This is a genomic window from Pedobacter jeongneungensis (assembly GCF_000633455.1).
GTDB lineage: Bacteria > Bacteroidota > Bacteroidia > Sphingobacteriales > Sphingobacteriaceae > Pedobacter > Pedobacter jeongneungensis_A.
The window spans coordinates 13,165-38,342 of the sequence record NZ_AYMG01000014.1 but is presented as its reverse complement, the minus strand read 5'-3'; the positions used below and the strand labels follow the sequence as shown (position 1 = coordinate 38,342).

General features: G+C 38.1%; 27 protein-coding genes. 15 read left to right on the top strand and 12 right to left on the bottom strand.

The annotated features are described in order from the left end of the window. Window positions 1–65: 65 nt before the first annotated feature. Both U859_RS0113975 and U859_RS0113970 read right to left on the bottom strand, forming a co-directional pair. Window positions 66–1,739 (bottom strand): sensor histidine kinase, encoded by a 1,674-nt coding sequence (locus tag U859_RS0113975; protein WP_025143981.1) that lies wholly within the window; start codon window positions 1,737–1,739, stop codon window positions 66–68. Between the two features lie 2 nt (window positions 1,740–1,741). After that, window positions 1,742–3,625 carry a S9 family peptidase gene (locus tag U859_RS0113970; protein ID WP_025143980.1) on the bottom strand — a complete coding sequence of 628 codons (1,884 nt, stop codon included), beginning with the start codon at window positions 3,623–3,625 and terminating at the stop codon, window positions 1,742–1,744. A 226-nt stretch (window positions 3,626–3,851) separates the two neighbouring features. On the opposite strand from U859_RS0113970, the gene U859_RS0113965 reads away from it, so the two are divergent. Beyond that, window positions 3,852–5,675 carry a tetratricopeptide repeat protein gene (locus U859_RS0113965; protein WP_025143979.1) on the top strand — a complete coding sequence of 608 codons (1,824 nt, stop codon included), beginning with the start codon at window positions 3,852–3,854 and terminating at the stop codon, window positions 5,673–5,675. A gap of 106 nt (window positions 5,676–5,781) precedes the next feature. Here the strand turns inward: U859_RS0113965 and U859_RS0113960 are convergent, their stop codons facing one another. The 3 genes from U859_RS0113960 to U859_RS0113950 are packed head-to-tail and all read right to left on the bottom strand — an operon-like array spanning window position 5,782 to window position 7,316. Beyond that, window positions 5,782–6,438, bottom strand: a complete 657-nt coding sequence (locus U859_RS0113960; protein ID WP_025143978.1) for a hypothetical protein — start codon at window positions 6,436–6,438, stop codon at window positions 5,782–5,784. A gap of 32 nt (window positions 6,439–6,470) precedes the next feature. Then, entirely contained in the window at window positions 6,471–7,034 is a 564-nt protein-coding gene (locus U859_RS0113955) for a GNAT family N-acetyltransferase (protein WP_025143977.1), read from the bottom strand. 18 nt (window positions 7,035–7,052) lie between these two features. Beyond that, a complete protein-coding gene (locus tag U859_RS0113950) occupies window positions 7,053–7,316 on the bottom strand; it encodes a hypothetical protein (RefSeq protein ID WP_025143976.1) in 264 nt (87 codons plus the stop codon). Between the two features lie 105 nt (window positions 7,317–7,421). Between U859_RS0113950 and U859_RS0113945 the strand changes: the two genes are divergently transcribed. Then, window positions 7,422–7,733: a DUF4286 family protein gene (locus tag U859_RS0113945; protein WP_025143975.1), complete on the top strand. Its 312-nt coding sequence runs from the start codon at window positions 7,422–7,424 to the stop codon at window positions 7,731–7,733. Window positions 7,734–7,774: 41 nt separating this feature from the next. Here U859_RS0113945 and U859_RS0113940 read toward each other — a convergent pair whose 3' ends face one another. From U859_RS0113940 to dtd, 3 genes are all read right to left on the bottom strand, one after another. Continuing rightward, window positions 7,775–8,104 carry a nucleotide pyrophosphohydrolase gene (locus tag U859_RS0113940; protein ID WP_025143974.1) on the bottom strand — a complete coding sequence of 110 codons (330 nt, stop codon included), beginning with the start codon at window positions 8,102–8,104 and terminating at the stop codon, window positions 7,775–7,777. Continuing rightward, a complete protein-coding gene (locus U859_RS0113935) occupies window positions 8,094–9,635 on the bottom strand; it encodes a glycosyltransferase family 39 protein (RefSeq protein WP_025143973.1) in 1,542 nt (513 codons plus the stop codon). Before U859_RS0113935 ends, U859_RS0113940 begins: the two co-directional genes overlap by 11 nt. A 90-nt stretch (window positions 9,636–9,725) precedes the next feature. Continuing rightward, entirely contained in the window at window positions 9,726–10,178 is a 453-nt protein-coding gene (dtd, locus tag U859_RS0113930) for a D-aminoacyl-tRNA deacylase (RefSeq protein ID WP_025143972.1), read from the bottom strand. Between the two features lie 30 nt (window positions 10,179–10,208). Here dtd and U859_RS0113925 point away from each other — a divergent pair, with 30 nt between their 5' ends. Beyond that, window positions 10,209–11,234 (top strand): hypothetical protein, encoded by a 1,026-nt coding sequence (locus tag U859_RS0113925; RefSeq protein WP_029985763.1) that lies wholly within the window; start codon window positions 10,209–10,211, stop codon window positions 11,232–11,234. Next, window positions 11,200–13,650 carry a hypothetical protein gene (locus tag U859_RS0113920; protein WP_025143970.1) on the top strand — a complete coding sequence of 817 codons (2,451 nt, stop codon included), beginning with the start codon at window positions 11,200–11,202 and terminating at the stop codon, window positions 13,648–13,650. Before U859_RS0113925 ends, U859_RS0113920 begins: the two co-directional genes overlap by 35 nt. A gap of 158 nt (window positions 13,651–13,808) precedes the next feature. Here the strand turns inward: U859_RS0113920 and U859_RS0113915 are convergent, their stop codons facing one another. Next, the gene (locus tag U859_RS0113915; protein ID WP_025143969.1) at window positions 13,809–14,855 is read right to left on the bottom strand and encodes a 3-oxoacyl-ACP synthase III family protein; all 1,047 of its coding nucleotides are present in this window, start codon (window positions 14,853–14,855) and stop codon (window positions 13,809–13,811) included. Between the two features lie 156 nt (window positions 14,856–15,011). On the opposite strand from U859_RS0113915, the gene U859_RS0113910 reads away from it, so the two are divergent. The 3 genes from U859_RS0113910 to U859_RS0113900 are packed head-to-tail and all read left to right on the top strand — an operon-like array spanning window position 15,012 to window position 15,874. Continuing rightward, window positions 15,012–15,293: an ATP-dependent Clp protease adaptor ClpS gene (locus tag U859_RS0113910; RefSeq protein WP_025143968.1), complete on the top strand. Its 282-nt coding sequence runs from the start codon at window positions 15,012–15,014 to the stop codon at window positions 15,291–15,293. Window positions 15,294–15,348: 55 nt separating this feature from the next. After that, window positions 15,349–15,555: a hypothetical protein gene (locus tag U859_RS0113905; protein ID WP_025143967.1), complete on the top strand. Its 207-nt coding sequence runs from the start codon at window positions 15,349–15,351 to the stop codon at window positions 15,553–15,555. Next, a complete protein-coding gene (locus U859_RS0113900) occupies window positions 15,545–15,874 on the top strand; it encodes a type II toxin-antitoxin system RelE/ParE family toxin (protein WP_025143966.1) in 330 nt (109 codons plus the stop codon). Before U859_RS0113905 ends, U859_RS0113900 begins: the two co-directional genes overlap by 11 nt. On the opposite strand, the gene U859_RS0113895 is transcribed toward U859_RS0113900, so the two are convergent. From U859_RS0113895 to rsmA, 3 genes are all read right to left on the bottom strand, one after another. Continuing rightward, a complete protein-coding gene (locus U859_RS0113895) occupies window positions 15,875–16,474 on the bottom strand; it encodes a thioredoxin family protein (protein WP_025143965.1) in 600 nt (199 codons plus the stop codon). It lies immediately after the preceding gene. 111 nt (window positions 16,475–16,585) lie between these two features. After that, a complete protein-coding gene (locus U859_RS0113890) occupies window positions 16,586–16,849 on the bottom strand; it encodes a hypothetical protein (RefSeq protein WP_162799934.1) in 264 nt (87 codons plus the stop codon). 140 nt (window positions 16,850–16,989) lie between these two features. After that, the gene (rsmA, locus tag U859_RS0113885; protein WP_025143963.1) at window positions 16,990–17,775 is read right to left on the bottom strand and encodes a 16S rRNA (adenine(1518)-N(6)/adenine(1519)-N(6))-dimethyltransferase RsmA; all 786 of its coding nucleotides are present in this window, start codon (window positions 17,773–17,775) and stop codon (window positions 16,990–16,992) included. A 194-nt stretch (window positions 17,776–17,969) separates the two neighbouring features. On the opposite strand from rsmA, the gene pdxA reads away from it, so the two are divergent. The 8 genes from pdxA (at window position 17,970) to accB (ending at window position 25,013) form a co-directional block, all read left to right on the top strand. Continuing rightward, the gene (gene pdxA, locus U859_RS0113880) at window positions 17,970–19,049 is read left to right on the top strand and encodes a 4-hydroxythreonine-4-phosphate dehydrogenase PdxA (protein ID WP_025143962.1); all 1,080 of its coding nucleotides are present in this window, start codon (window positions 17,970–17,972) and stop codon (window positions 19,047–19,049) included. Window positions 19,050–19,330: 281 nt separating this feature from the next. Further along, the gene (locus U859_RS0113875; protein WP_029985761.1) at window positions 19,331–20,512 is read left to right on the top strand and encodes an MFS transporter; all 1,182 of its coding nucleotides are present in this window, start codon (window positions 19,331–19,333) and stop codon (window positions 20,510–20,512) included. 135 nt (window positions 20,513–20,647) lie between these two features. Continuing rightward, a complete protein-coding gene (locus U859_RS0113870; protein ID WP_025143961.1) occupies window positions 20,648–21,490 on the top strand; it encodes a sulfurtransferase in 843 nt (280 codons plus the stop codon). 134 nt (window positions 21,491–21,624) lie between these two features. Then, window positions 21,625–22,155 (top strand): YceD family protein, encoded by a 531-nt coding sequence (locus U859_RS0113865; RefSeq protein WP_025143960.1) that lies wholly within the window; start codon window positions 21,625–21,627, stop codon window positions 22,153–22,155. Between the two features lie 15 nt (window positions 22,156–22,170). Further along, window positions 22,171–22,362, top strand: a complete 192-nt coding sequence (gene rpmF, locus U859_RS0113860; RefSeq protein WP_025143959.1) for a 50S ribosomal protein L32 — start codon at window positions 22,171–22,173, stop codon at window positions 22,360–22,362. Between the two features lie 101 nt (window positions 22,363–22,463). Further along, on the top strand, window positions 22,464–23,402 hold the full coding sequence (gene plsX / locus U859_RS0113855) for a phosphate acyltransferase PlsX (protein WP_025143958.1): 939 nt from the start codon (window positions 22,464–22,466) through the stop codon (window positions 23,400–23,402). Between the two features lie 18 nt (window positions 23,403–23,420). Beyond that, window positions 23,421–24,419: a beta-ketoacyl-ACP synthase III gene (locus U859_RS0113850; protein ID WP_025143957.1), complete on the top strand. Its 999-nt coding sequence runs from the start codon at window positions 23,421–23,423 to the stop codon at window positions 24,417–24,419. A 117-nt stretch (window positions 24,420–24,536) separates the two neighbouring features. Next, window positions 24,537–25,013 carry an acetyl-CoA carboxylase biotin carboxyl carrier protein gene (accB, locus tag U859_RS0113845; protein ID WP_025143956.1) on the top strand — a complete coding sequence of 159 codons (477 nt, stop codon included), beginning with the start codon at window positions 24,537–24,539 and terminating at the stop codon, window positions 25,011–25,013. Window positions 25,014–25,178 lie beyond the last annotated feature (165 nt).

Genomic DNA, 25,178 nt, shown 5'->3' with positions numbered 1-25,178 from the left:
TTTAATGTTTTAAGGTTAAGTTCAACATTCCAACCTTTTAACGTTTAACATTTCAACTATTAAATTTAACTATTATATGGCAGCACAATTTTAAACTCTGTACCGCTTCCTACTTTGCTCTTTACGGTAATTTCTCCCTCCATAAAGTTAACCAGTTCTTTGCAGAATGCCAAACCCAGCCCAACACTCCCCATTTGATTATATTCATTCTGTATCCTGAAAAACTTCTTAAATATATTGTTTAATTCTGATGATGCGATACCGATGCCTTTATCGGTAAAACGAAACACAAGTACCCCTTTAATCAGTTTTGCACTGATATTCAGTTTCTTTTGTTCGGGTTTGGAATATTTGTAAGCGTTCTCTGCCAGGTTATCAAACAAACTCCCCAATAACACCGGATCGGTAATAAAGGTTTTAAAACCCGATACCTCATAGGTCATTTTAAAATCGGGATGTTTTAAAGTATGCGATTCGATGGTACTTTCAATAAAATCAACAATATTTACCTCTTCATGATTCAGCTTGATTGCCTTATTTTCGATCTGTGTAAAGGCCAGCAGCTTGTTCATTAAACCATTTAACTTATCTGCTTCTTCATCCAGTATTTTACCATAAAGCTGCTGTTCTCTTTGGGTTAAAGCTGTAGCACTTTTAATATTGTTTCCAGCAATTTTAATCACACTTACGGGCGTTTTAAATTCATGAGTAAGGTTATTCACAAAATCGTACTGGAGCTTAAACATTTTGCTATTGATGTTCAGGTTACGGTAAATTAAAAAAGCCACCAATAATAATACGCCGTACACCAGTAAGAGTACCAGGGCAATTGGCATAAAGTAAATAAAAATCTCTTTTTTGATGTAAGATTTAGATGAAATCAGGTAAAACTTAAAATCAGAGAATGCTCCTGGTAATGCAATTTCTGTCGTAATATTTTCATCAGAAGTATCTATCGGATCGTAAGTAAGCGGCTCAATCCTGATGGTTTGATACAATAAGGGACGGGTATTAACAATCTTTATTTTATGTGCATCGAGCTTAAAAACCATTATATCCTGAGGGTAAACCGGAGCAGGGTTAAGCTTGCGCCTGATCATATCCTTATAAATCCTTAAATCTTCCCGACGGGGAATATTAAGGTAGGTGATTTTATTTTCGTTCGAGTTTACAATAGAAAAATTGGTAAACAATTCTTCTTGCGTGGGTACCGACGCCGTATCGAGATCTTCGACAAAAGTGGCCAGTTTGATAGCTATTGCATTAAAATCACTCCCTACGTTAAAAGAGCGGGTATCATCTTCTGAGTATAGTTTTACCGAATCTGGCTTTACCCCTTTACCAAACTGATAAATAGATTTAGGCCCAATACCCAAATGATTCGCATTGATACCATCTTTAACAGCAACGTTTTTCACCTCTGTATCGTAAAAAGTAACCTTTGAGATAAAGGGATATTTTAACATCACCGTATCTACAAACTTCGATGCAGTAGAAGAATCCAAAAAGCCATTATAATAAGAAATTTCGGGCATTTTGTTCTGAAAGAAGTCGTTATATGGCTTAATACTCTGCTCAAGCACATTTACCTTTTCGGAAACAAAATCGTTCTCTATCGATTTTTTGCTATAGTTAAATGCAAGGAAAAGCGACAGGATAAAAAGAATGGAAATGAGTATAATGAAAGTTACACCTAATGAGAAGTTTTTACGGTAACTGCTTTTCTTATCTAAGGCCATACCTATTTCTTACCTAGATTTTCGTTTAAAAACTCTTCTAAGGCTTTGTACAGGGCTGTTCTGCTTTGCTGGCGTACTACCGGATCGGGACCTTCCTCTTTTTCGATATAGGTAACCTGAACATTCCGTTTTTTAAGTTCTTTAATAAACTGCACGCCTTCTGCTACATTAACACTTGGGTCTTTAGGGTTTTGTGCAATAAAAACAGGTGCTTTAAACCGGTCTGCGTGAAATACAGGCGATGCAAAACGCATATAATCGGTTTCAGTTATGGGATTGCCTACAATTTCGTAATACATCTGTAATTTGGCCTTTAAAAATGGAGGAAAAGTTTTGAGGTAACTAAACAGGTTAATCACGCCCGAATTTGATCCGCCACATTTATAAAGATCAGGATTTTTATACAAACAATTTAATGCAATATAACCTCCAAAACCATTACCATAAATGGCAATCTTTTTAGGATTGGCAATTTTTTCTGCAATAAGCCATTTTACACCGTCATTTACATCTTCCTGTATTTTATCACTCCACTGTTTAAAACCCGCAGCATAAAATGATTTTCCATAACCGGTAGAACCGCGATAATTTACCTGTAAAACGGCATAACCACGATTGGCCAAAAACTGTACCTCTGCATTATAACCCCAACTGTTTCTTGATTTTGGCCCGTTATGCGGAAGCACCACCACTGGTAAATTAACGGCCTTTTTGTTTTTAGGCAGGGTTAAATAACCATTAATGGTTAAATTATCCCGGCTTTTGAAACTGACCGATTTCATGGCATTCATATCTTCCGGTTTAATGGAAGGACTCACATCAGTAAGTTTTTTAAGTCTTTTATCAACAGCCGTATATAAATAGTAAGAACCTGGATTTTTATCGGTAAAGGTGCGTATTACAAACACTTTATCCGTTTTATCCTTATCCATAATTACCCATTCGGTACCAGGTAAAAGTTTGTCTATCCTCGAGTAAGCCACTTTGGTACTATCATCAAGGTAAAATTTCTCCCTTTTCCAGGTTTCGCAGGTCGCGAAGAGCATTTTTTTCCGGAAACGCGAATAGGTTGCATCCACTACGTTTAAGGTATCGTTGGCAAAAAGCACCTGCTTTTCTTTTCCGCTTTTTAAATCAAGCGCTACCAATGCGTTCTTATCACGGTTAACGCTGGAGATGGCATACAGTACATTGGGTTGGTCTTCCGAAAAGGCTATAGGCTGTAAGGTAGTCTCAAAATTATTGGTAATTACCGGTGCAAAAGCCTGATTTTCGTTTTCGCGGTACATTAAGGTTTCATTCACCCCATCACTTGCAACTGCAATTTTAAGTACACCTTTGCTATCTGTCATCCACTTGGTAATATTACCCGGATTTTTAGCGGCAATATCCATTTTCCCATCACGTACGTTTAAGCGGTATACATCAAAAACGGTCGAATCGCGCTTGTTGGAAGCCACAATAATGTATTTATCATCAATCAGCTGATCTTCTATTACCCTCAACCGGTTTTTCTCATTGGCACTTAACTGAACCTGCTTACTTCCGTCTTTATTGATGACGAAAATATCAGATCTACGCTCTTTAGATCCATCTTCTGTGTAATAAATCAGCTCATTATTGCTTGTCCAGAAATGAAAACTAATGTTTTTTCCATTTAAATGGGTAAGCTGAACACTATTTCCTGTAGCGAGGTCTTCCACAAAAAGATCGAGTTTTTTATCCTGGAGTTTTAAATACGACAGGCTTTTGCCATCCGGAGAAATGCGGTAATAGGCTTTATCCTGTGTTTTAAAAAAATCGTCCACAGGGATAGTATCACTGTTTGAACCCTTACAGGCCCAGATCAACACGATCATTAAGAATAGAAAAAACCTTTTCAGCATAAATAAATCCTTCACCGGATGACAAAAATAAGCAACATAACAACTTTAAGCGATTTACACCAACAATGTTACTTATGCAAATAATAATAAGTTGTTGCTCAATTTAGTATTTATAAAATTTACAAGAAATAAAACACAGGTAACATTTAAAATACGTTTTATATCTATAACTGCTTTAGCTAAAGATGTATTAAAATGTTACATTTAAAACTTATAATTTAGGATTATGAACCGCTTGCTTTTCATCATATTCTTATTGCTAACACTCGGGGCAGATGCGCAGGTTTTCCGTCCCAATCAACAGGTTGCGCCTGATGAAAGCACTTTGGCCATTCAATATTACCAGGATGGAGATTATGAAAAGGCGGTTGTACTGTTAGAAAAACTTTATGCTATCCCTAACAATGATGCTTATTTCGACATTTATTTTAATACGCTGTTAAAATTAAAGCGTTATGATGTTGCCGAAAAAGTGGTAAAACGTGAGGTTAAAAAAAATCCGCAAAGCGAACTTTATCCTATCGCGTTGGGCAAACTTTACCAGGAAAAAGGTGATGCACAGGCGGCCAATAAGATTTTTAATGAGGTAATTGACAAATTGCCAAAAGAAGAATTTAAGATCAGGAATTTAGCCAACAGTTTTTACCGTTTCGAAAATTACGATTTTGCGGTTCAAACTTTTAAACAAGGGAGAAAACTACTGGGCAACGACCAGGCTTTTACTTTTGAACTGTTGAACATTTACCGTTTCAAAAAAGATAAGCCCATGCTCATGCAGGAATACCTGGATGCAATGGCTGCCATGCCACAACTCTTACCACAGGCCGAAGCCGTATTATCATCTATTTTTGAAGATAAAAACGACTACCAGACTTTTCAGGCGGCTATATTAAAGAAAATACAGAAAGAGCCCGATGCCGAAATTTACATCCAGTTACTTACCTGGAATTACATCCAGCAACAGGAATTTGACATGGCCCTGCGCCAGTTAATCGCTTTTGATAAACGGACCAAGGCAGATGGTGGTACCCTATTTAACGCCATTTACACTTTTGTTGATAATGGTGCTTATGAAACGGCGATTAAAGCATACGATTACCTGCTGACCAAAGGAAAGGATAGCCAATATTACCTGCCATCAAAAATCGAGATGCTCAATACCAGGTATAACCTGCGTACCAGCGGAAAATACACGGCTGCTAATCTTGATCTGCTGGCGAAAGATTACGAGGCCTTACTGGAAGAAAACGGCAAAAACAGAAATACCCTTTTCGCGATTAAAAAACTAGCCAACCTGCAGGCTTATTATTTAAACCAACCCGCTAAAGCAGAAAAAGAGCTGGAAGAAGCGATTAAAATGCCAGGCATTAATGAGATGGAACTTGGCCAGCTGAAACTGGATTTAGGTGATATTTACATCCTAACCAACCAGCCATGGGAAGCATTTTTGGTGTACGAACAGGTAAGCAAACAGTTCGAAGGGCAGCCCGTAGGTAACGAAGCCCGTTTCCGCAGCGCAAAACTTTCTTTTTATCAGGGCAATTTCGAATATAGTAATGGGCAATGTTTGGTTTTAAAGGCCGCTACCTCTCAACTGATTGCCAATGATGCCTTAAACCTGAGTTTATTGATCAGTGATAACATCCAGACACCTGCCGATAGCAATGCCTTAAAAATGTATGCTGATGCAGAAATGCTTTTATTCAGAAACCTGCCCGAAAAAGCGGTAAAAAAAATGGACAGCATCGCAATTGCCTATCCTCAAAACAGTTTGGCAGATGCCATTATGATGAGTAAAGCACGGATTTTTATTAAAGCGAACGATTTTCAAAAAGCTGCCGATATCCTTAAAAAAGTAACGGAAGAATTTAAAGATGGGATCTGGACAGATGATGCACTTTTTACACTAGGAGATCTGTACGAAAAGAAGTTGAATGATATTGCACAGGCAAAAATATATTTCCAGAAACTGATTACAGATTATCCTGGTAGCATGTTCAGCGCTGAAGCGAGAAAAAGATTCAGGAATTTAAGGGGAGATGGGGTTTGATTAGTTCAGTCGTTCATTAGTCATTAGTTCATTCGTAATGGTTAATCGGTTAATTGTTGTAACTGGTTAATTGCCCCACACACTCAGCTTCAAGTGCCAGACCAGATTAAGTGTACTTTAAAAATTGATATGCTGCTGAAAGTATCAATGCTAAGATACCTATAATCAAAATTCTTTCTCCATGTGCCCGGTCTGCCGGGGCGTAACCAAAGACCCGTTCTCCGTTAGGCAATGTTTTTTTATGAGTGCGTAAATAGGCTCCAATGATGATGGCAATTAATCCGCCAATAACAGCCAGAATATAACCTGCTATAATAAGCAATTGTGGACTTTTTTCTGGTTTAGCTAATGCTTCTATCCTTTTTGCTTTAAGTGTTTGAATCTCGTTAACATTTACTTCTACACCACGTTCTTTTAATATTTTTTTGGCCAACAAAAAGTCTAAACTGCTCCACTCATCCTGTTTTTCAATAATTTCTTTTAGTTCTTCACTACTGAAATCAAAAATATAGTAACCCGGGTCGATATCTGCTAAATCTTTCTCTGCCAGTTGTAGCAGCAAAGTGTCGGCCCGTTCAAAATCAACAGGTTTCAACTTTATTCTAAAGTCTTTATTGATTTCATTATTGGCAAACGAAACATCAAAGTTTTCAGAAACATCCTCCAACCCACACTCAATCCCGTTTTCTCTAAATGTTTCGGCCAGCGCCATAGCTGCCGCTTTATCATTAAATCTTTGGAAGGTTACAAAATCAGTGGTCATGGTTATTTGAATAAAGCGTCAGGATGAAGATACTAATTAAAATCATCCCAGTCCCAAACCACCACGTTCCACTCTACACCGCTACTATCGGTATAAGTATGAATGATCTCGAAGCCAATGCGTTTATGTGAATTCATCGATCGAAGATTAATACTTGCAATTTCAGTGATTGCGAAGTCATATCTACTTTTAAAATAATCTTTATAGGCATTGTAGCATTCATCAAATAAACCTTTGCCCCGATAATCGTGCCCAACGCAAACCTGCCCAACCACAATATAATGATAATCAGAAACGGGTTTCCCCTGATATAAAATATCATCGAAGCTTTCGTACATTTCAATCAGCCTCGGAATATCATTTTTTGATTGCTCTGTCATTCCTAGTACATAGGCTGCAACGATATCCCCATCTTTTGCAATAACATTAGGTTCATATTGATGCATTTTCTCCAGATCATCGAGCGAATGCGAAACAGTAACAAAACCCTGTTCATTAATTTGTTCTGGGGTTAAATCCTGTTTTAGGTTTTGCTTTTGAAGTTTAAGAATTCCCTCAAGCTCTTTTATGGTAGAAGATGTGGTAATGGTAATCATTTCAATATTGCAGCTAACTTATGCATCTAATGCAATAATAGCTAAGGTTAACAACAAAATAAAGCAAATGCCAGCTAAAATTAAAATTCTTGCGCCATGCTGTCTGTCCATTAAAGAATAAGAATATACCTTTTCGCCGCTATACAGCGTCTTTTTCTTCTTCATTAAATCCCAACCGATTACCAGGCCCAAAATACCACCGAAAATTGCGGTAAGGTAACCTGTGTAAATGTAATTGCGCGTTGAGTTATCTATTTTTTGAGAGGCGTTATTTCGTATCATGCTAAATAAAGGGTACTACAAATTTAATTGAATAATAGCACTTAAAAGAATAAAAACAGTTATCCATACATTTTTTGCCATTTATATATTATTTACCTTTGCAATATGTTTTTATATAATGTTACGCTCATCCTCGAAGATGCAGCAGCCGAAGAATGGTTACAATGGATGCAGGATGTTCACATCCCTGAAGTGATGGCAACAGGTCTGTTTGTTTCTAACCGCTTATTAAAGGTTGTAGATTCGCCAAACGAAGGCGTAACTTATTGCGCACAGTATGTTGCAGAAACACTCGAACAATACAATAAGTACCAGGAAGAATTTGCACCAGCTTTACAGGCCGAGTTAAACGAAAGGTATAAAAACCGTTTTGTAGCCTATCGTAGCTTAATGGAGTTTGTGCCCCCAACCTCCTAAGGGGACTTGAACCTTTAAAAATATAAGCCCCTTCGGGGGATTTAGGGGTTCAGCTTCTCGTTATTCTTATGCCTGTCTGCATCTCGGATGCTCTTTTTCTCCAGGTTCTTTTCTAAAGCATCGGTTAGGTTAATACCGGTTTGATTGGCCAGACAGATCAGCACAAACATGACATCGGCCATTTCATCGGCAAGATTTACTTCTTCGTCGCTTTTCTTAAACGACTGCTCGCCGTATTTACGGGCCATAATCCTTGCAACCTCACCAACTTCTTCCATCAAAATGGCAGTGTTGGTTAATTCATTAAAATAACGGATTCCTGTGGTTTTGATCCAGCGGTCTACCGTTTCCTGTGCTTCGTTAATGGTCATTTTTCTCTTCTTCTATTTCTGATTTTATAATACTGCTTACTTCGGGTTTAGCACCTTCAAGCAAAAACACACCTGCCCCTTTTTCACGTGCATAAGGTGTTTTTATTTCCCCGATTTTGGTAATCCTGGCAAAATAAGGCTGCTCCCGCTTACGTTGCGGATCTTCATCTTTCCACCCGGTGATCATAATTAAATCTTTGATCGGTTTATCCATTTTAAACCAATACAGGTAATCGGCATTGTATGATACCGCATTGATGTTTTTATATTTTGAATAATAGTTAATCGCGCCGGCCTGTCCATAATTATCGGCACGGACTAACAATACTGATTTATCTTTAACCTTTCCGTAAGCAATGTCAACCAATGCTGCCAATTCTTTCCAGCCCTGCATATCAGCATAATCCTGTGGCAGCGCATGATTTTTCCCATCTTCCCAGCGCAGTGCCCCTACCCGCTCAAATCTTTTATGGTGCGCGATAATTTCGTCAGGACTATAAACCGGCATCAAAAGTGGTAACAGGTAAATAAATGTGCCTATTTTAAAAGCGAACAGCAAACCTGTTAGTATACATTTTTTCACTAAAACCCGACTTAAATAAACAGCGCCAAAAGCCAGTAAAACCGGATATAAACCTAAGGCATAATAATCTTTGGCTTTAAAATAACTGAAGACAATAAGGGTAATGATGTAGGTTAAAATAATCCAGCTGTATTTCCTGAAATCTTTATAAAAAATCAAACTTCCAATCCCTGCCAGGAGGATGAAAATTGAACTGATAAAAAAGAGAAACTGCCCGATAAAAAAATCAATCCGGTTTACATGTACCAATTGAGTAGCCTGCAAAATTTTCATGTGCGTGAGTACCGGAAAGTGATGGTTGATCTGCCAGATTACATTAGGTGAAATAATTAAAAGTGCCAGCAAAATGGCCAGATAAAGGTGTTTATCGGCAAATATTTTTCGATTTGGCGTAATAATTACGGCGGGCAACAAACCAATAACCAGAAAAAGGACATTATACTTATTTAGGAAGCCTAAAGCCACAAAAACGGCAAAAGCATACAGGTGTTTAGTCTCTTTTTGATCGAAATACCTCAATAAATAATAGAATATTGCTGTCCACGCTAAAACATCAAAAGAGTTGGGCTGGTAAAGAGTATTTAGCCTAAGCAGAATAGAAAATATACAGGCTACGGCAACCAAACATTTGGCCAATAGGTTCCCTTTTAAGAAATCGACGGTTTTCCAGCAATACAATATGGTTACAGCCCCCATTAATGCAGGTACGAGTTTAACCATAAAAACACCATTGCCAAAAGCTTTAATCAGCCACGAAAATAGCGAGGTTAAAGGTGGCACTGAGGTAAAACCAGCGGCAATATGATTGGCCTGATCTAAATGGAGAAACTCATCTCGATGTAATTCGTAAACTGAATTAACCAATAAAAAAGATAAGGTTAATTTTAAAATCAGAAAAACCACAAGACAAGCATATTCCGCCAGTCGGTTCGGATTTTTATCCTTCATATTTGCTTAAGTTCAATTTTTTGAAATGGATGAATTACGATTTTTGACCAATCATTGCCAAATTAGTTACGTTCAGCACCATTAAATTTATTATTCTTTATTTTTTGTATCTATGATAATCGTAACCGGTCCATCATTTAATAAAGCTATTTTCATATCGGCGCCAAAAATCCCGGTTTTTACTTTTTTACCCAATAAAGCCGATAGCTTTTCGATCATTTTCTCGTAAAGTGGAATCGCCACACCTGGTCGCGCTGCCCTTGTAAAACCCGGACGATTTCCTTTTTTGGTAGATGCGAATAAGGTAAACTGGCTGATCAATAAAATATCTCCGTCCACATCGGCAAGTGCTTTATTCATCATTCCATTTTCATCACCAAAAACGCGCATCCCGATAATTTTCTGTGCCAACCAATCCAGATCTTCTAAAGTATCTGCATCTTCAATACCCAATAACACCAAAAATCCGGTTTTAATTGCTCCCGTTATTTCGCCACCAACTGTGCAACTCGCCTGTGTAACTCTTTGTAAAACTGCCCGCATTTTATACTACTTTTGCTTAATAAAATTGATATGCGCAAGATAAGTATTTTAGTGATTTCTGTATTTTTCTTCCTTGGTTGTAAACAAAAATCAATTGTACACCCTACTTTTTATTATTGGAAAACGGATTACCAGAACAAAAAGGAAGAAACTGCTTATCTCAATCAGTTTAAATCCAACTCTTTGTATGTAAGGATGATGGATGTAGATTTTAATCCCGATCTGCAACTACCCGTACCTGTTTCGCCAATTAAATTTTCGGATCCAATCCCCAAACAGACCGATATTATACCAGTTGTGTTTATTGTGAACCAGGTTTTTAACAAAATCGACACCATGCAGACTGTGGTGATGGCCGATCGCATTGCTAAATTTGTATCTGCTAAGGTAAAACAAGCTGGAAAACCAAATTACCGCGAACTTCAGATCGATTGCGATTGGACCAAAGGCACGAGGAACAGGTATTTTAAATTCCTTGAACAGTTAAAGGCAAATCCGCTTTTAAAGGGAAAAACCATTTCGGTAACCCTGCGCCTGCATCAGGTTAAAAACATCGTATCCAGCGGTGTACCTCCGGCAGAAAAGGCCATTTTAATGTGTTACAACATGGGCAACCTGCGTAAATATGGCGAGCAAAATTCCATATTGGACCAACACGAAATGGATCTATACCTAAAAGGCTATTTAGGAGAATATCCTATACCGCTTGATGTGGCCCTGCCTATTTTCGAATGGGCGGTGGTATTCAGGAACGGGCAATATGCGGGTATTTCTAAACGGATCAGTAAAATCCAAATCGACGACAAAAAACTTTTTAAGCAAAGGGGAAATTCCATTCTTTACGATCTTTTGGTTGATTATCCGGCAGCCGGATTAAAAAAAGGCGATGTAGTAAGATGGGAACGGATTTCTCCTGAAGATTTACTTGCTACCTCTAAATTTTTATCCCGATATTTAGCCCCAAGAGACCGGAATCTCGTTTTCTACCATTTAGACACCGACCTATTAAAACATTTTACCCATGAAGACCTTCAAAAAGTTATCGCTAATTTTTAGTGTATTCCTGATTACTTTTTTCGGCGAAATTGCCGTAAATCTTGCCTGTGGAGGTGAGATAGATCCATACGATTATTACATTTCCTATTTCCACAACAATATTGAAGGAGATGAATATTCGCCATTCGCCTATAACCAAATGGTTTACCTCAACAGTGAAACCGATACAGAAAGCGAGCCAGACATCAACAGCCGGGAGTGGGCAAAATACCTCAATGTAAAAAAAGAGGATGTGCTAAAAGTAATGTACAAAACGGATAGCGCTACAAATGTAAAACTGGTTAATTTTGATGGCAACCTTTCGCCATTACCAGACAGTTTAAAGCAGAACAGCTTTATACAGGCTTTAAGCAAACGTAAAGAACCTTTAAAATATTACCTGTTTGCAAAGAGCTGCGAACCCCTGGCCAATGTAGATTTTAGTCTTTGGGATCCGAAGCCCCGTGATACAGCAGCTATGGGATCAAAAGCTAAAGAAGCACTAAAATTAACAGAAGCTGAAAAAGACGATTTTCTGAAATTACGCTACGCATATCAGGCTGAACGGATGTTCCATTTTGCTGGTTACCATGCCGAGAGTAAATCAACCTACGATAAATACATTAAAAGCAGCAAGGTAAATAGTGCCGCCAAAGGCTGGGCATTAGCCTTATATGCAGGTTCTACCCGCAGATTAGGGAATCCAGAAGAATCTGCCTTTTTGTTTTCAAAGGTTTTTGCAAGTAATCCGGAACGGAGGGTACAAGCTTATAAAAACTATTACTATAACAGCACTCCTGTTAACGGGGCGTTAAAATATGCCAAAACCAATAATGAGAAAGCCAATATTTGGGCGATAAATGGATTTGGCGGTAACGATTCAGGTATAGAAAGTTTAAATAAAGTTTACCAGTATGAACCGAAAAGTCAGCTGAACGGGACATTGCTGGTACGTGAAGTAAACAAATTAGAGCAAGATCTTATCGAAGCGAACGACATTGCTAAAATTGGTTATAATTATTACTTTTCGGATAATGGCAATCCTAAATATAAAGACAGTTTGAAAACAGTTAATCTAAAATACCTGAATGAAATCAGGAATTTTGCTGTAAAACTGGCTACCGAAAAAAAATATCCGCAGCCAGAACTGGGCACATTAACAGCTGCCTATTTATCGTGGATGGAGAATAAAGATTTTCTGGCCTCAAATTACCTTGCCATTTTAAAACCAGATAAACTGCCGGAAAGATTACGCGATCAATACCGCATTACGGATCTGTTGATCAAAGCTAAAAACATTAAAAAAGGCAATCCTTTTAATGAGAATGATTTGCTACCTACTCTAAAATGGCTGGATGAAAAACGTTTTGCAGAAAATAAAAGTCAGCCAAGTGGGCAATATTATGATAATGATCAGGCCGATAAACGTTTCAGCAGAACGACCAGAAACTTTTATCAACAGATACTGGCACCCGCCTATTTAAATATGGGCGATACGGCTAAAGCGGCTTTAGCCATGGTTAAAGGTGACCTTACATACAAAACTTTGAAAGAAAATTCTCTTTTTCAGAACATGAGCTACCAGAGCATCGCTTTTTGGCAGAAAAATTTAAGTCCGAAAAGCATGCAGGGTTTAGCCGTTTATAAAACCAAGGCAGCAGGCAATGATGTTACCAGTTTATTGGCTTCAGCCTTAAATCAACTCAAAAGCGATGATTTTTATGAGCTTTATGGCACTACCTATTTACGTACACATCAATACGACAAGGCTGTTCAAATGTTTGCAAAAGTTTCAGCAAATTACAAATATTTCAGTCCGGAGAACTGGTATGGGGCAGAATCGGAGTCAAAACTGTATGCCAATCCATTTATCGAAACCATTAACGATTTCCCTAAAAAGTATGTAACGGCCAAGGCATCAATTACCAAAAAGGCTTACGCTGCAGAAATGCTCCGCTTGCAAAAATTAACGGTGAGCGATAAAAAGAATGCTGCGCTTTATTACTATAAGATGGCCAATGCGGTTTACCAAACAGGTTATTTTGGAAATAGCTGGTTTCTGATCAGTTATGATTGGTCATCTTACGATAATAGCAATCCGGCAAAATATGTGTACGATGGCGATTATAAAAAAGCACAAACGGCAAAAGCCTGGTATTTAAAAGCGAGGGCCTTAAGCACTAATGCCGATTTTAAAGCAAAATGTACTTTTATGCTCGCTAAATGTTTGCAAAAGCAGATTATTATGAATGCAAATCCATTATCGTTTTACTATTATGATAAAACCGATGTAAAGTGGAGAAACTTCATCAAGGCCAATTATAACAATCCTTACCTTAAAGAATTAAGGCTTAGCTACGGCAAAACACCTTTTTATGCTGTTGCAGCCGGAGAATGTAGTTATTTAGGAGATTTTATTAAGCCGAAAACGCAATAGATGGTTTTTATCATTAAGAAGTTAAGGTAATTAAGAAAATGTACTAAAAACTTAATGTTCTTAACTTCTTAATGGTAAATAAATAAGGTGCTTAGGTTATATCAATGCCCCAGATTTTTCGACTTCGCTACGCTCCGCTCGAAATAACGAATCTACAGCTACCACCTAATCAGCGCACTTGCCCAGGTAAAGCCCGAACCGAATGCAGCGAGGCAAACCAGATCGCCGTCTTTAATTTTGCCAGCTTCCCATGCTTCGCATAAAGCAATCGGAACAGAAGCGGCTGTTGTATTGCCATATTTTTGGATATTGTTAAAAACCTGATCGTCGCTCAAGCCCAACAGTTGTTGTACATATTGACTAATACGCAAGTTTGCCTGGTGTGGCACCAGCATATCAATATCTTTTTCGGTTAAGTTATTTGCTGCCAACGCTTCTTTAATTACTTCCGGAAATTTCACCACCGCTTTTTTGAAAACTGCCGGACCATCCATGTAAGGTAAGGCGGCACCGCTTTCTAAAATTTCATTCGTCATAAATAACCCGCCCAATTCCTGTTCCGGGTAAGCTGGTTTATCTTTTAACCATTTATTGGCGTGAGAACCTGGGTAATACATGGCCAAAATTTCTGCATCGGCACCGTCACTATGTAAATGTGTGCTTAAAATTCCTTTTCCTGGCTCATCTGTAGGCTGCAATACTACCGCTCCTGCACCATCACCAAAAATTACCGATACATTGCGGCTACGGGTTTCGAAATCCATTGCAAAGGAGTGTTTTTCGCTGCCCACCACCAGCACATTTTTATACATGCCGGTTTTTACAAACTGATCGGCCACTGAAAGGGCATATACAAAGCCAGAACATTGGTTACGAATATCGAGCGCACCAATTTCACCCATGCCCATTTCGCGTTGCAATAATACACCGCAACCTGGGAAATAATAATCAGGACTAAGGGTTGCAAAAACAATAAAATCGACATCTTTAACGGTAATTCCAGCCCTCTCGATCGCAATTTTAGCTGCTTCAATGCCCATTGTGGTGGTGGTTTCCTCGTTACGATCGGCAAAACGACGTTCTTTAATTCCGGTACGCTCCTGGATCCACGCATCGTTAGTATCCATAAAACGACTTAAATCATCGTTGGTATATACATTTTTAGGAACGTAATAACCTATTCCTGCAATTTTAGACTGGTGCATGCTCGTATTTATTATTATTTGGTTAGCAAAGTTAGTTAATTAAAAAAAGATATGAGAGGTGAGATTTGAGAGGTGAGATTTTATCCTAACGTCCTAAAATCTAATATCTCAGATCTAATGTCTCAAATCTTCTAAATTATTGTTTATTTTTGCACCATGTCTACAGAAACCAAAGAAGAGACCTTTACGCTCGAAGAAATTTTAACTTCCCTAAAAACCGTACATCGCCTTATTTTGTGGAATGATGATATCAATACCTTTGATCACGTGATTTACTGCATGATGAAATACCTCGATTATAACGAATCGCAGGCCGAAAAAATTGCATGGAAAGTGCATAATGAAGGTAAATGTCCTGTTTTAGAAGGATCATTTACTGAAATGGAGGTATACCGCAAAATTTTACAACAAGAAGGCTTGACTGTTTCTGTTGATTAAATGTGACTTTCTTTAAAGAAACAAAATCACTATCTTTAAATAAGTAATTAGAGCTATGCAAGTTACATTAGAAATAAAGGATGATAATGCTTTTTCAATTCTGGAGACATTGAAGAGTATTAAAGGAATTAAGATTAAGAACATTGAGCAATCAAATGAAAAATATCTTAATGATCTAGCAAATGCTTATAAAGAGACAGAATTAGCGGAAAAAGGAAAAATAAACTTAAAAAAGTTTGAGGATTTAATAAATGAAATTTGATGTATTTACATCATCCCTATTCAATAAAGAATTCAAAAAACTCTGTAAAAAACATAAATCTGCAAAAAGTGATGTTATTACTTTTGTAGAAAATCTTAAGACAAACCCAACACAGGGCATTCCTATCGGTAACGATTGTTACAAGATAAGAATAGCCATTTCTAGTAAAGGAAAAGGTAAGTCGGGAGGCGTTAGGTTAATCACTAAAATACGTGTCGTTAATGAAATAATTTATCTTTTATCTATTTATGATAAATCAGAACGGGATTCTATTGCAGAGAAACAACTTGAAGCAGTTTTAAAATCAATTGAGGAATAATTAATTCTCCAATCTTTTCAAAAGATTTATTAACCCAGCCTGCGTGGTTTGCGTTTTATCTTTAGCATACCAGCCGTGAAGTTTTTCTGCTAAAATTGGCATTTCAGTGTTTTCTTTTTTCCACTCTTTTAAAAGTTCCTGTAAAATTTGTGGTCTTGGGCCCCAGGTGCCTAAAACTTGATCTGCTGATTCGTTTAACACAATTAAAACGGGAATAGCCCTTCCACCATTGGTTAAATGCGCATCTATTAAGGGCAGATTTTTATCTCTAAGCACAAATTTCAGATCTATTTTACCTAATGATGCCGTTGCGATTTTATTGAACACCGGAACTATTTGAGCGGCATCGCCACACCAGCCTTCGGTAATTACCAGAAATTTATAATTTTCTTTAAGATGTTCAATAGTTGAAGTCAACTCATCATTTAAGCTAACCGTTTTATCCACGCGATTCATGCGCTGCACATTCATTTTAGTGTAGTGCAAATCGTAAGTGACATCGCCAGTGGCCTTTCCCTCTAACAGAAGTTGGTCAATCAGTGCACGGTAGGTTAAATAATCAAGTCCTTGTTGTTCAAAAATTTCGCGATAATTTATCATGTTTTCCTTAAAATTACAGCGCAAAGGAAAGGAGAAATTAGCTGAAAATGATCATGGCTTTGCAATTTGATATATTAAGCCTAAATAATGAAAAAGCTTGCGATTTAAAGCCTACTTGATTTCATTAATAACTTTTGATTTATGGTTATATACCCGTACAACCGTCTTAATATTTTTCTTTGACAGGTTTAATATTTCAACATCACTTCTCTCAACCACCGCTATCGAAATCTGCTTATTTATTATTATCTGATCTTCATGACCCGTCCTTTTAAGTACTAAAGTATCCATTGTAGCATTTTTAATATCCATATCGAATGCGGATCTGTCCTCCAGATATATTAATAACTTTTTACCTGGAGCCAAAGGTTTCATAATATATAACGACTTAGTATCCATATGTAAAGAGGAACAGCTAATCATTATTATGGATAACAAAAAGATACTAAAAGCGGTCTTAATTTGATTTTTCATGTCAGGCGTTAATTTATTTCAGATAGACGAGTAATTAAAACTTAAGGTTGCATCAACTTGCTCACATGCTGCGTTAACGCCACAAAATCTGCCACGGTTAATTGCTCGGCACGCTTCTCAAAATAGATATGATCGTCCATTTTATCTTTTGGCATTACCGCAGAAACAGCATTACGCAAGGTTTTTCTCCGCTGATTAAAACCCGCTTTCACTACACGCCAGAATAATTTTTCGTCGCAGTCTAAAGCCTCCACTTCATTGCGGGTTAAGCGAATTACGGCTGAATGTACCTTTGGTGGTGGATTAAACGTCCCTGGTTTAACGGTAAACAGGTATTCTATTTTATAATAAGCCTGAAGAAACACACTCAAAATACCGTATTCTTTATTCCCTGCAGGCGCTGCACAACGTTGTGCTACTTCCTTTTGAAACATGCCCACCATTTCTACCACCTTATGGCGGTTATCTAAAATCTTAAATAAGATCTGCGATGAGATATTATATGGAAAATTACCGATAATGGCGAATTTTTCAGGAAAAATATCGTCAAAATTGAGTTTTAAAAAATCACCATTAATTAAGCGGTCGCCAAGCTGAGGATATTTTTCATTCAAAAAATGGAAAGACTCTGTATCGATATCAATCAGATAAGTTTCCAGGTCTTTACGTTGCAACAAAAAGTCAGATAAAATTCCCATCCCTGGTCCTACCTCTAAAACCTGATGGTATTTATTGGTACTCACCAAAGCCTCAACAATGCGATTGGCAATGCCTTTGTCGGTTAAAAAATGCTGACCTAAATGTTTTTTTGCTTTTACTAAACTCATCTTTACGCTTTATTTTGCCACGGAGGCACAGAAACCACAGAAAAATTAGGTTTAGTAATGGGATAACACTATCTCTCCTCTCTGCAAACCGTGTTTCTATAGCAACTCTATTTTATACAAAATAACTAATTTTTATCCGGTAAGCACCTGTTTAAACGAAAATCAGTAATTTGCGCTAAAATTTTCCAGTAATTATGAGCGATAAACTTAAAATTGGCATCAGTATAGGCGACGTAAACGGCATAGGTTTAGAGGTAATCATTAAAACATTATCCAATCCTGCTATTTTAAATTATTGTACACCAATTGTTTATGGCCATACCAAGGTTTCATCTTTTCACAGAAAAGCAAATAACCTTGGCGATTTCAGTTTTAACGTGGTTAATCATGCCAATCAGGCGCAGCCTAAAAAGGCAAACATGATCAATTGCTGGGAAGAAGACGTAAAAATCGAATTGGGGCAGGTTACTGCAACAGGCGGAAAATATGCACTTTTATCGTTAGAACGGGCAACCGCCGACCTGGTAAACGGTGATATCGATGCTTTGGTTACAGCCCCGATCAACAAACATAACATTCAATCAGAAACTTTTGCTTTTCCGGGACATACCGAATACTTACAGAAAAAAAGCGGAAGTAAAGATGTATTGATGTTTCTGATTAGCGAAAATTTACGCGTGGGTGTAGTTACCGGTCATATCCCTGTAAAGGATGTTCCAACCTCAATTACGAAAGACAAGATCATCAGTAAACTAAAGCTAATAAACGAAAGTCTGAAAAAAGATTTCTGGATCGAAAAGCCGAAAATTGCTGTTTTGGGTTTAAACCCACATGCAAGCGATAACGGATTATTAGGTACCGAAGAAGCTGAAATCATTACTCCTGCCATTCAGGAAGCTTACGATAAAGGTATTGTTTGTTTTGGTCCATACCCTGCCGATGGTTTTTTCGGCAATGGTAGTTACAAACAGTTTGATGCCGTTTTGGCCATGTACCACGATCAGGGTTTAATTCCCTTTAAAACTTTGGCTTTCCATAATGGCGTAAACTATACAGCAGGTTTAAACTTTGTACGTACCTCTCCCGATCATGGTACCGGTTACGATATTGCAGGTAAAGATCTTGCTGATTCTACTTCTTTTACCGAAGCGCTATTTTCGGCCATCCATATTGTAAAAAACCGCAGAGAACAGGAAGAAATGTTGGCTAACCAATTACGTTCGGGCGGTAAAGTTGTAGAAACACAGTTCGATATTAAAGATGATGCTTCTTAGGAGGTAGAAAGTTTTTAAAGAGCAGAAAGGTTAAAGCTGAAAGACCAAAGCAGATAAGCTATAGGCTAAACAACCATGGCCCCTGACTTCGGACACCCGACCCCAGACTTTCTATAACTCAGATATACTAAGGTGGCCTAGGTGGTCGATTTTTTTTTGAAAAGCAAGGCCTTGTGTTCCATCGGTTCCGAAAGCCCTGCTTTCCCTACAAGCCCAATGAAGAATTGGGGCTTTTCGTCCAATCAGGTTTATTTTAGTTAAAATTGTGCACTAAATTAAAAATGAACAGCACTAAAATAACTAAATACATTCTCCCCACAATCGTTATTGCGCAATTCCTTTGCACTTCTTTGTGGTTTGCGGGTAATGCCGTATTACCCGATATTGTTAAAAACTTCCCTCATGAAACGAACCTTTTGGCCAACCTTACCAGCATGGTACAATTTGGCTTTATCAGCGGCACTTTAGTTTTTGCGTTTTTTGCCATTTCAGATATTTTTTCACCCTCAAAAGTGTTCTTTATCTGTGGAATTGCAGCTGCATTGTTTAACCTGGGCATCTGCCTCGAATTATCCGATGTGCATTTATTATTGCTCTTCCGGTTTTTAACCGGTTTTATGCTTGCCGGGATTTATCCGGTTGGAATGAAAATCGCTTCCGATTATTTTAAAGAAGGTCTCGGCAAATCGTTGGGCTTTTTGGTCGGTGCGCTGGTATTTGGAACTGCTTTTCCACATCTATTAAAAACATTTACGGCGAGTTTCCCCTGGCAGTATGTCATTTTTGCTACTTCAGCTTTGTCGATCATTGGTGCGCTTGCGATTTTATTATTCGTACCGAATGGCCCGTTCAGAACAGTTGGTCAGAAATTCAATTTTCGTTCCTGCCTCAGTGGTTTTAAAAAGCCGGGGTTCCGGTCGGCAGCTTTCGGTTATTTTGGCCACATGTGGGAACTCTATACTTTCTGGGCTTTTCTGCCTGGCATGCTAATGCTTTTTAACAGCAAACATCCTTTTTCGACTTTAAATATCCCATTATTTTCATTTTTGGTTATTGCATCAGGCGGAATATCCTGTATGATTGGTGGTATGTTATCGCAAAAATTTGGTACAAAAAGAATAGCAACCATTGCACTGGCTATTTCAGGCTTATGCTGTCTGCTTTCTCCCATTTTTCTTTTCAGCGGCTCAGCTTACCTTTTCCTTATCTTTTTATTTTGCTGGGGTTTATCCGGTACAGCCGATTCGCCACTTTTTTCTTCCTTAATTGCCAAAAATGCACCAGAGAGTTTGCGGGGAACTTCGCTAACATTAGTAAACTGCATTGGTTTTGCCATCACGATTATCAGTATCCAGGTAGTCAGTTTATTATCAAAACAGCTCAATGTTCAATATCTTTATATGGTTTTAGCAATCGGGCCTATATTGGGACTATGGGCTTTGATCAGCAAAAAAACAGATTAGAGCTGATTTCCAAAATCTCTTATATTGCAGGAAATTTGAGCCAAAACCTAAGTCATGGGACTTGACATTCACTTAATCACAGCGCCAACGGCACTGGTACCGTATGGTTTAATTATAGATAAACAGAATTAGAAAATGGAAAATAAATTATCCCCAATCATAAAACCCGAAGAATTAACCTGGTTAAATCAAGACGATGAAATCGTGATTATTGATGCCAGTGCTGGTTCAAAAGCCAGATACGATGAACAACATTTGGCCGGAGCCCTTTTTGCAGACGTGAATGAAGATTTAGCCAATATTGGCGATTTTGCTGTAGGTGGACGTCACCCTCTACCAACTTCTGAACAGTTTTCTACCGTATTACAAAAACTCGGGATTACCAAACACAGTCATGTTATTGTATATGATGATAAAAATGGCGGTAATGCAGCTGCAAGACTCTGGTGGATGCTAAAAGCCATTGGGCATGAAAAAGTACAGGTTATTGATGGCGGCTTCCAGGCGGCCGTAAAAGCGGGTTTCCCAACTACGGATAAAGTAGAAATCCCAAAATCTGTGGATCCTTATGAAGTAAAAGCATGGGAGCTTCCTTTATCCAACATTAACGAAGTAGAAAAAGTAGCTAAAACCGACGATTATATTGTAATCGATGTACGCGATGCCAACCGCTTTGCGGGTTTAACCGAGCCGATTGATTTAATTGCCGGACATATTCCGGGTGCAGCCAATATTCCCTATACCGAAAATTTAGATGCAAGCGGTGCTTTCCTCGCTCCTGAAATATTAAAAGAAAAATACGTAGAAGCTTTAGCACATGTGAAGCCCGAAAATGTAATTGTTCACTGCGGTTCGGGCATTACGGCCTGCCATACCCTTTTGGCTATGGATTATGCCGGTTTACCCATTCCTAAACTTTATGTAGGCTCGTGGAGCGAATGGAGCAGAAACAATAAAGAAATGGTGTTAGCTAACTAACCATCCTGCAGACCTTATAAGTTTCTCAAACCTATAAGGTCTAAAAATCAAGAGTTAACACCAACAATTTTTAAAAAACATTTTTAATCTAATTTTTTTATCCCTACATTTGCAGGCTAAAATTTTACAGTACTTTGAACCCACTAAAACAATTTTCATTACCGTTTACCGGATTAAAATTGGGAACCCATCAGTTTGATTATGAGCTTGATGACGCCTTTTTTAATGCATTTGAGTACTCGTTAATCAAAAGTGGAAATTTAAAAGTAGACCTGGAACTTGAGAAACAAGAGACCATGTTACTTCTAAAATTTAAAGTTATTGGTACCGTAAATTTAGATTGTGATAAATGTTTATCAGAATTTGCTTACCCGGTAAACCTTTACGAAAGGCAGATTGTAAAGTTTGCTGAAGATGAACTGGAAAGCGATGACGAAGAAATTATCTCTTTAAGCCGTAAAGATACCGAAATTGATATATCGGGCCCTTTATACGAAATGATTAACGTAGCGGTACCTTATATCAAAAACTGCGAACAGGCAGGTAAAGATTGTGATCAGGAAATGATTGATCGCTTAAATCAGTTATCTATCCAAAAGCAGGCTGAAGAAAATGAACAAACAAGCGACCCACGTTGGGAAGCCCTTAATAAGTTAAAAAAATAATTAGATTATACAGCAATGGCACATCCAAAACGGAAGATCTCGAAACAGAGAAAAAATAAAAGAAGAACGCACTATAAAGCTGTTACTCCTTCTTTAGCAACATGCTCGGCAACAGGTGCTATCCACGTACCTCACCGTGCTTACAACGTTGATGGTAACTTATACTACAACGGCAAACTGGTTATCGAAAATACTCAGATTGGGTAATTTTCTTAAAAAATTGTTTGTGTTTTCAGCGGCTTTAGTCATACCTTAGTCCACTGAAAAATTCAGGATTACACCTGACTTAACACAAACAGATTTTTTCTATGAAAATAGGCCTCGACATAATGGGCGGAGACTATGCTCCCAAAGCAATTGTTTTGGGAGCAATAGCTGCTCATCAATCGCTTAACGCCGAAGAGCATTTAGTTCTTATTGGCGATACCGAACAGATTAAACCCATCCTTGCAGAAGAAGGTTTTAATCCAGATCATTTTGAATACGTTCATACTGATGAAGTAATTGGTATGGGCGAACATCCCACCAAAGCAATCGTTCAGAAACCGAATTCGAGCATAGCAGTTGGTTTTAACCTTTTAAAAGAAGGTAAACTCGATTCTTTTGCAAGTGCAGGTAACTCTGGAGCCATGTTGGTTGGCGCTGTATTTAGCGTTAAAACCATCCCGGGCATTATCCGCCCTTGTTTATGTACAATTCTTCCAAAAATTAAAGGCGGTACCGGTTTACTGTTAGATGTAGGTGCGAATGCCGACTGTAAACCTGATATTTTATTACAATTTGGTGTTTTAGGTAGTTTATATGCAGAAAACCTTTTGCAGATTAACGATCCGAAAGTAGCCTTAATGAACATTGGTGAAGAAGATGAAAAAGGAAACATGCTTAGCATGGCCACTTTTCCGTTAATGAAAGAAACCAATCTGTTCAACTTTGTGGGTAATGTTGAAGGAAGGGATTTGTTTAATGAAAAAGCGGATGTAATTGTTTGCGATGGCTTTACTGGAAATGTAATGCTTAAATTAGCAGAATCGTTTTACGTGCTTACCATCAAAAAAGGACTTAAAGATGAGTTCTTCGATCGTTTTAACTATGAACAGTACGGTGGAAGTCCGGTTTTAGGTGTTAACGCTCCAGTTGTTATCGGACACGGAATTTCCAGTCCGCTAGCTGTTAAAAATATGGTTCTCCAATCCAGGGAAATGATTACCACCGGATTGGTAGAAAAAATTAGAATGGCATTTAAATAATTTATTAAAATTCTTAAAATGAGTAAAATTCACGCTGCTATTACAGCAGTAAATGGTTACGTTCCCGACTATGTGCTTACAAACGCAGAGTTAGAAACCATTGTTGACACTTCGGATGAATGGATTACCAGCAGAACGGGAATTAAAGAACGTAGAATTTTAAAGGGAGAAGGTTTAGGTACATCCGATATGGCGGTTCATGCTGTAAATGGTTTACTTAAAAAGAGGGGAATTGATGCAAAGGAAATTGAACTGATTATCTTTTGCACCACTACTCCAGATTTTACTTTCCCTGCTACAGCAAACGTTTTAGCTGATAAAATTGGAGCTAAAAATGCATGGGGTTACGATTTACAAGCTGCATGCTCTGGCTTTATTTTCGGTCTTGCTACCGGTGCATCATTCATCGAATCAGGTAGACATAAAAAAGTTTTAGTAGTTGGGGGCGATAAAATGTCATCAATTATCAATTACGAAGACCGTACCACCTGCATCATTTTTGGCGATGGCTGTGGCTGTGCTTTATTAGAACCAAATGAAGAAGGCTTAGGCATTCAGGATTCTATATTAAGAACAGATGGTGCCGGAAGAGACTTTTTGGGTATGAAAGCCGGTGGTTCTGTTAAACCAGCTACACACGAAACGGTTGATGCAAGAGAGCATTTTGCACACCAGGAAGGACCAACGGTATTTAAATTTGCCGTAACCAATATGGCCGATGTTGCTGCAGAAATTATGGAACGTAACAGCTTAACCGCTGATGATGTTGCCTGGTTAGTACCTCACCAAGCCAACAAACGCATTATCGATGCTACTGCAAACCGCATGGGTGTTACCACCGATAAAGTAATGATTAACATCGAACGTTACGGAAATACAACCAACGGAACCATTCCATTATGTTTATGGGAGTGGGAAAGCAGACTGAAAAAAGGCGATAACATCGTTTTAGCTGCCTTTGGTGGCGGTTTCACCTGGGGTTCTATATACCTTAAATGGGCATACGACACAAAATAGTCAGAAGCCTTTAGTCCGGAGTCCGATGTAATAGTATCGCCCGAAAAAAAATAAAACAAAAAAAGTATAACTTAGTTAATTCAATAAACACTATTTTTTACATAACTAGCCTAAAAAATGGATATCAAACAAATACAGGAACTGATTAAATTTGTTTCTCGTTCTGGAGTAAATGAAGTTGCTATTGAGCAGGAAAACTTCAAAATCACGATCAAAACAAACCAAGCACCAACAGTTGTGCATGCTACCGTACCACAAGCTCCGCTTGTACAGGCTGCTGCACCAGTTGCTACAGCTCCTACTGCTCCGGTTGCAGCGACACCTGCTGTACCTGCCGCAGAAGACACTTCGAAATACCTGACAATTAAATCGCCTATGATCGGTACTTTCTACCGCTCAGCTAGTCCGGATAAACCAATGTTTGTTAATGTTGGCGACGAGATCAGTGCAGGTAAAGTAGTTTGTATTATTGAAGCGATGAAACTTTTCAACGAAATCGAAAGTGAAGTTTCTGGTCGTATCGTTAAAATTTTGGTAGATAATGCATCACCAGTAGAGTACGATCAACCGTTATTTTTAGTAGAACCTATTTAATCGTAACGTCACCTTACGCCTCGGTCTGTGTCCTCACTGACCGAAATACCGTAAAATTATGATGATCTTCAGTTTTGCATTTAGCAAACTGAAAAAATATAAATGGTTCGTGGCGACACGAACCATGGCATTTAATTTAAAATTTGATTATATCGGTTTACATTA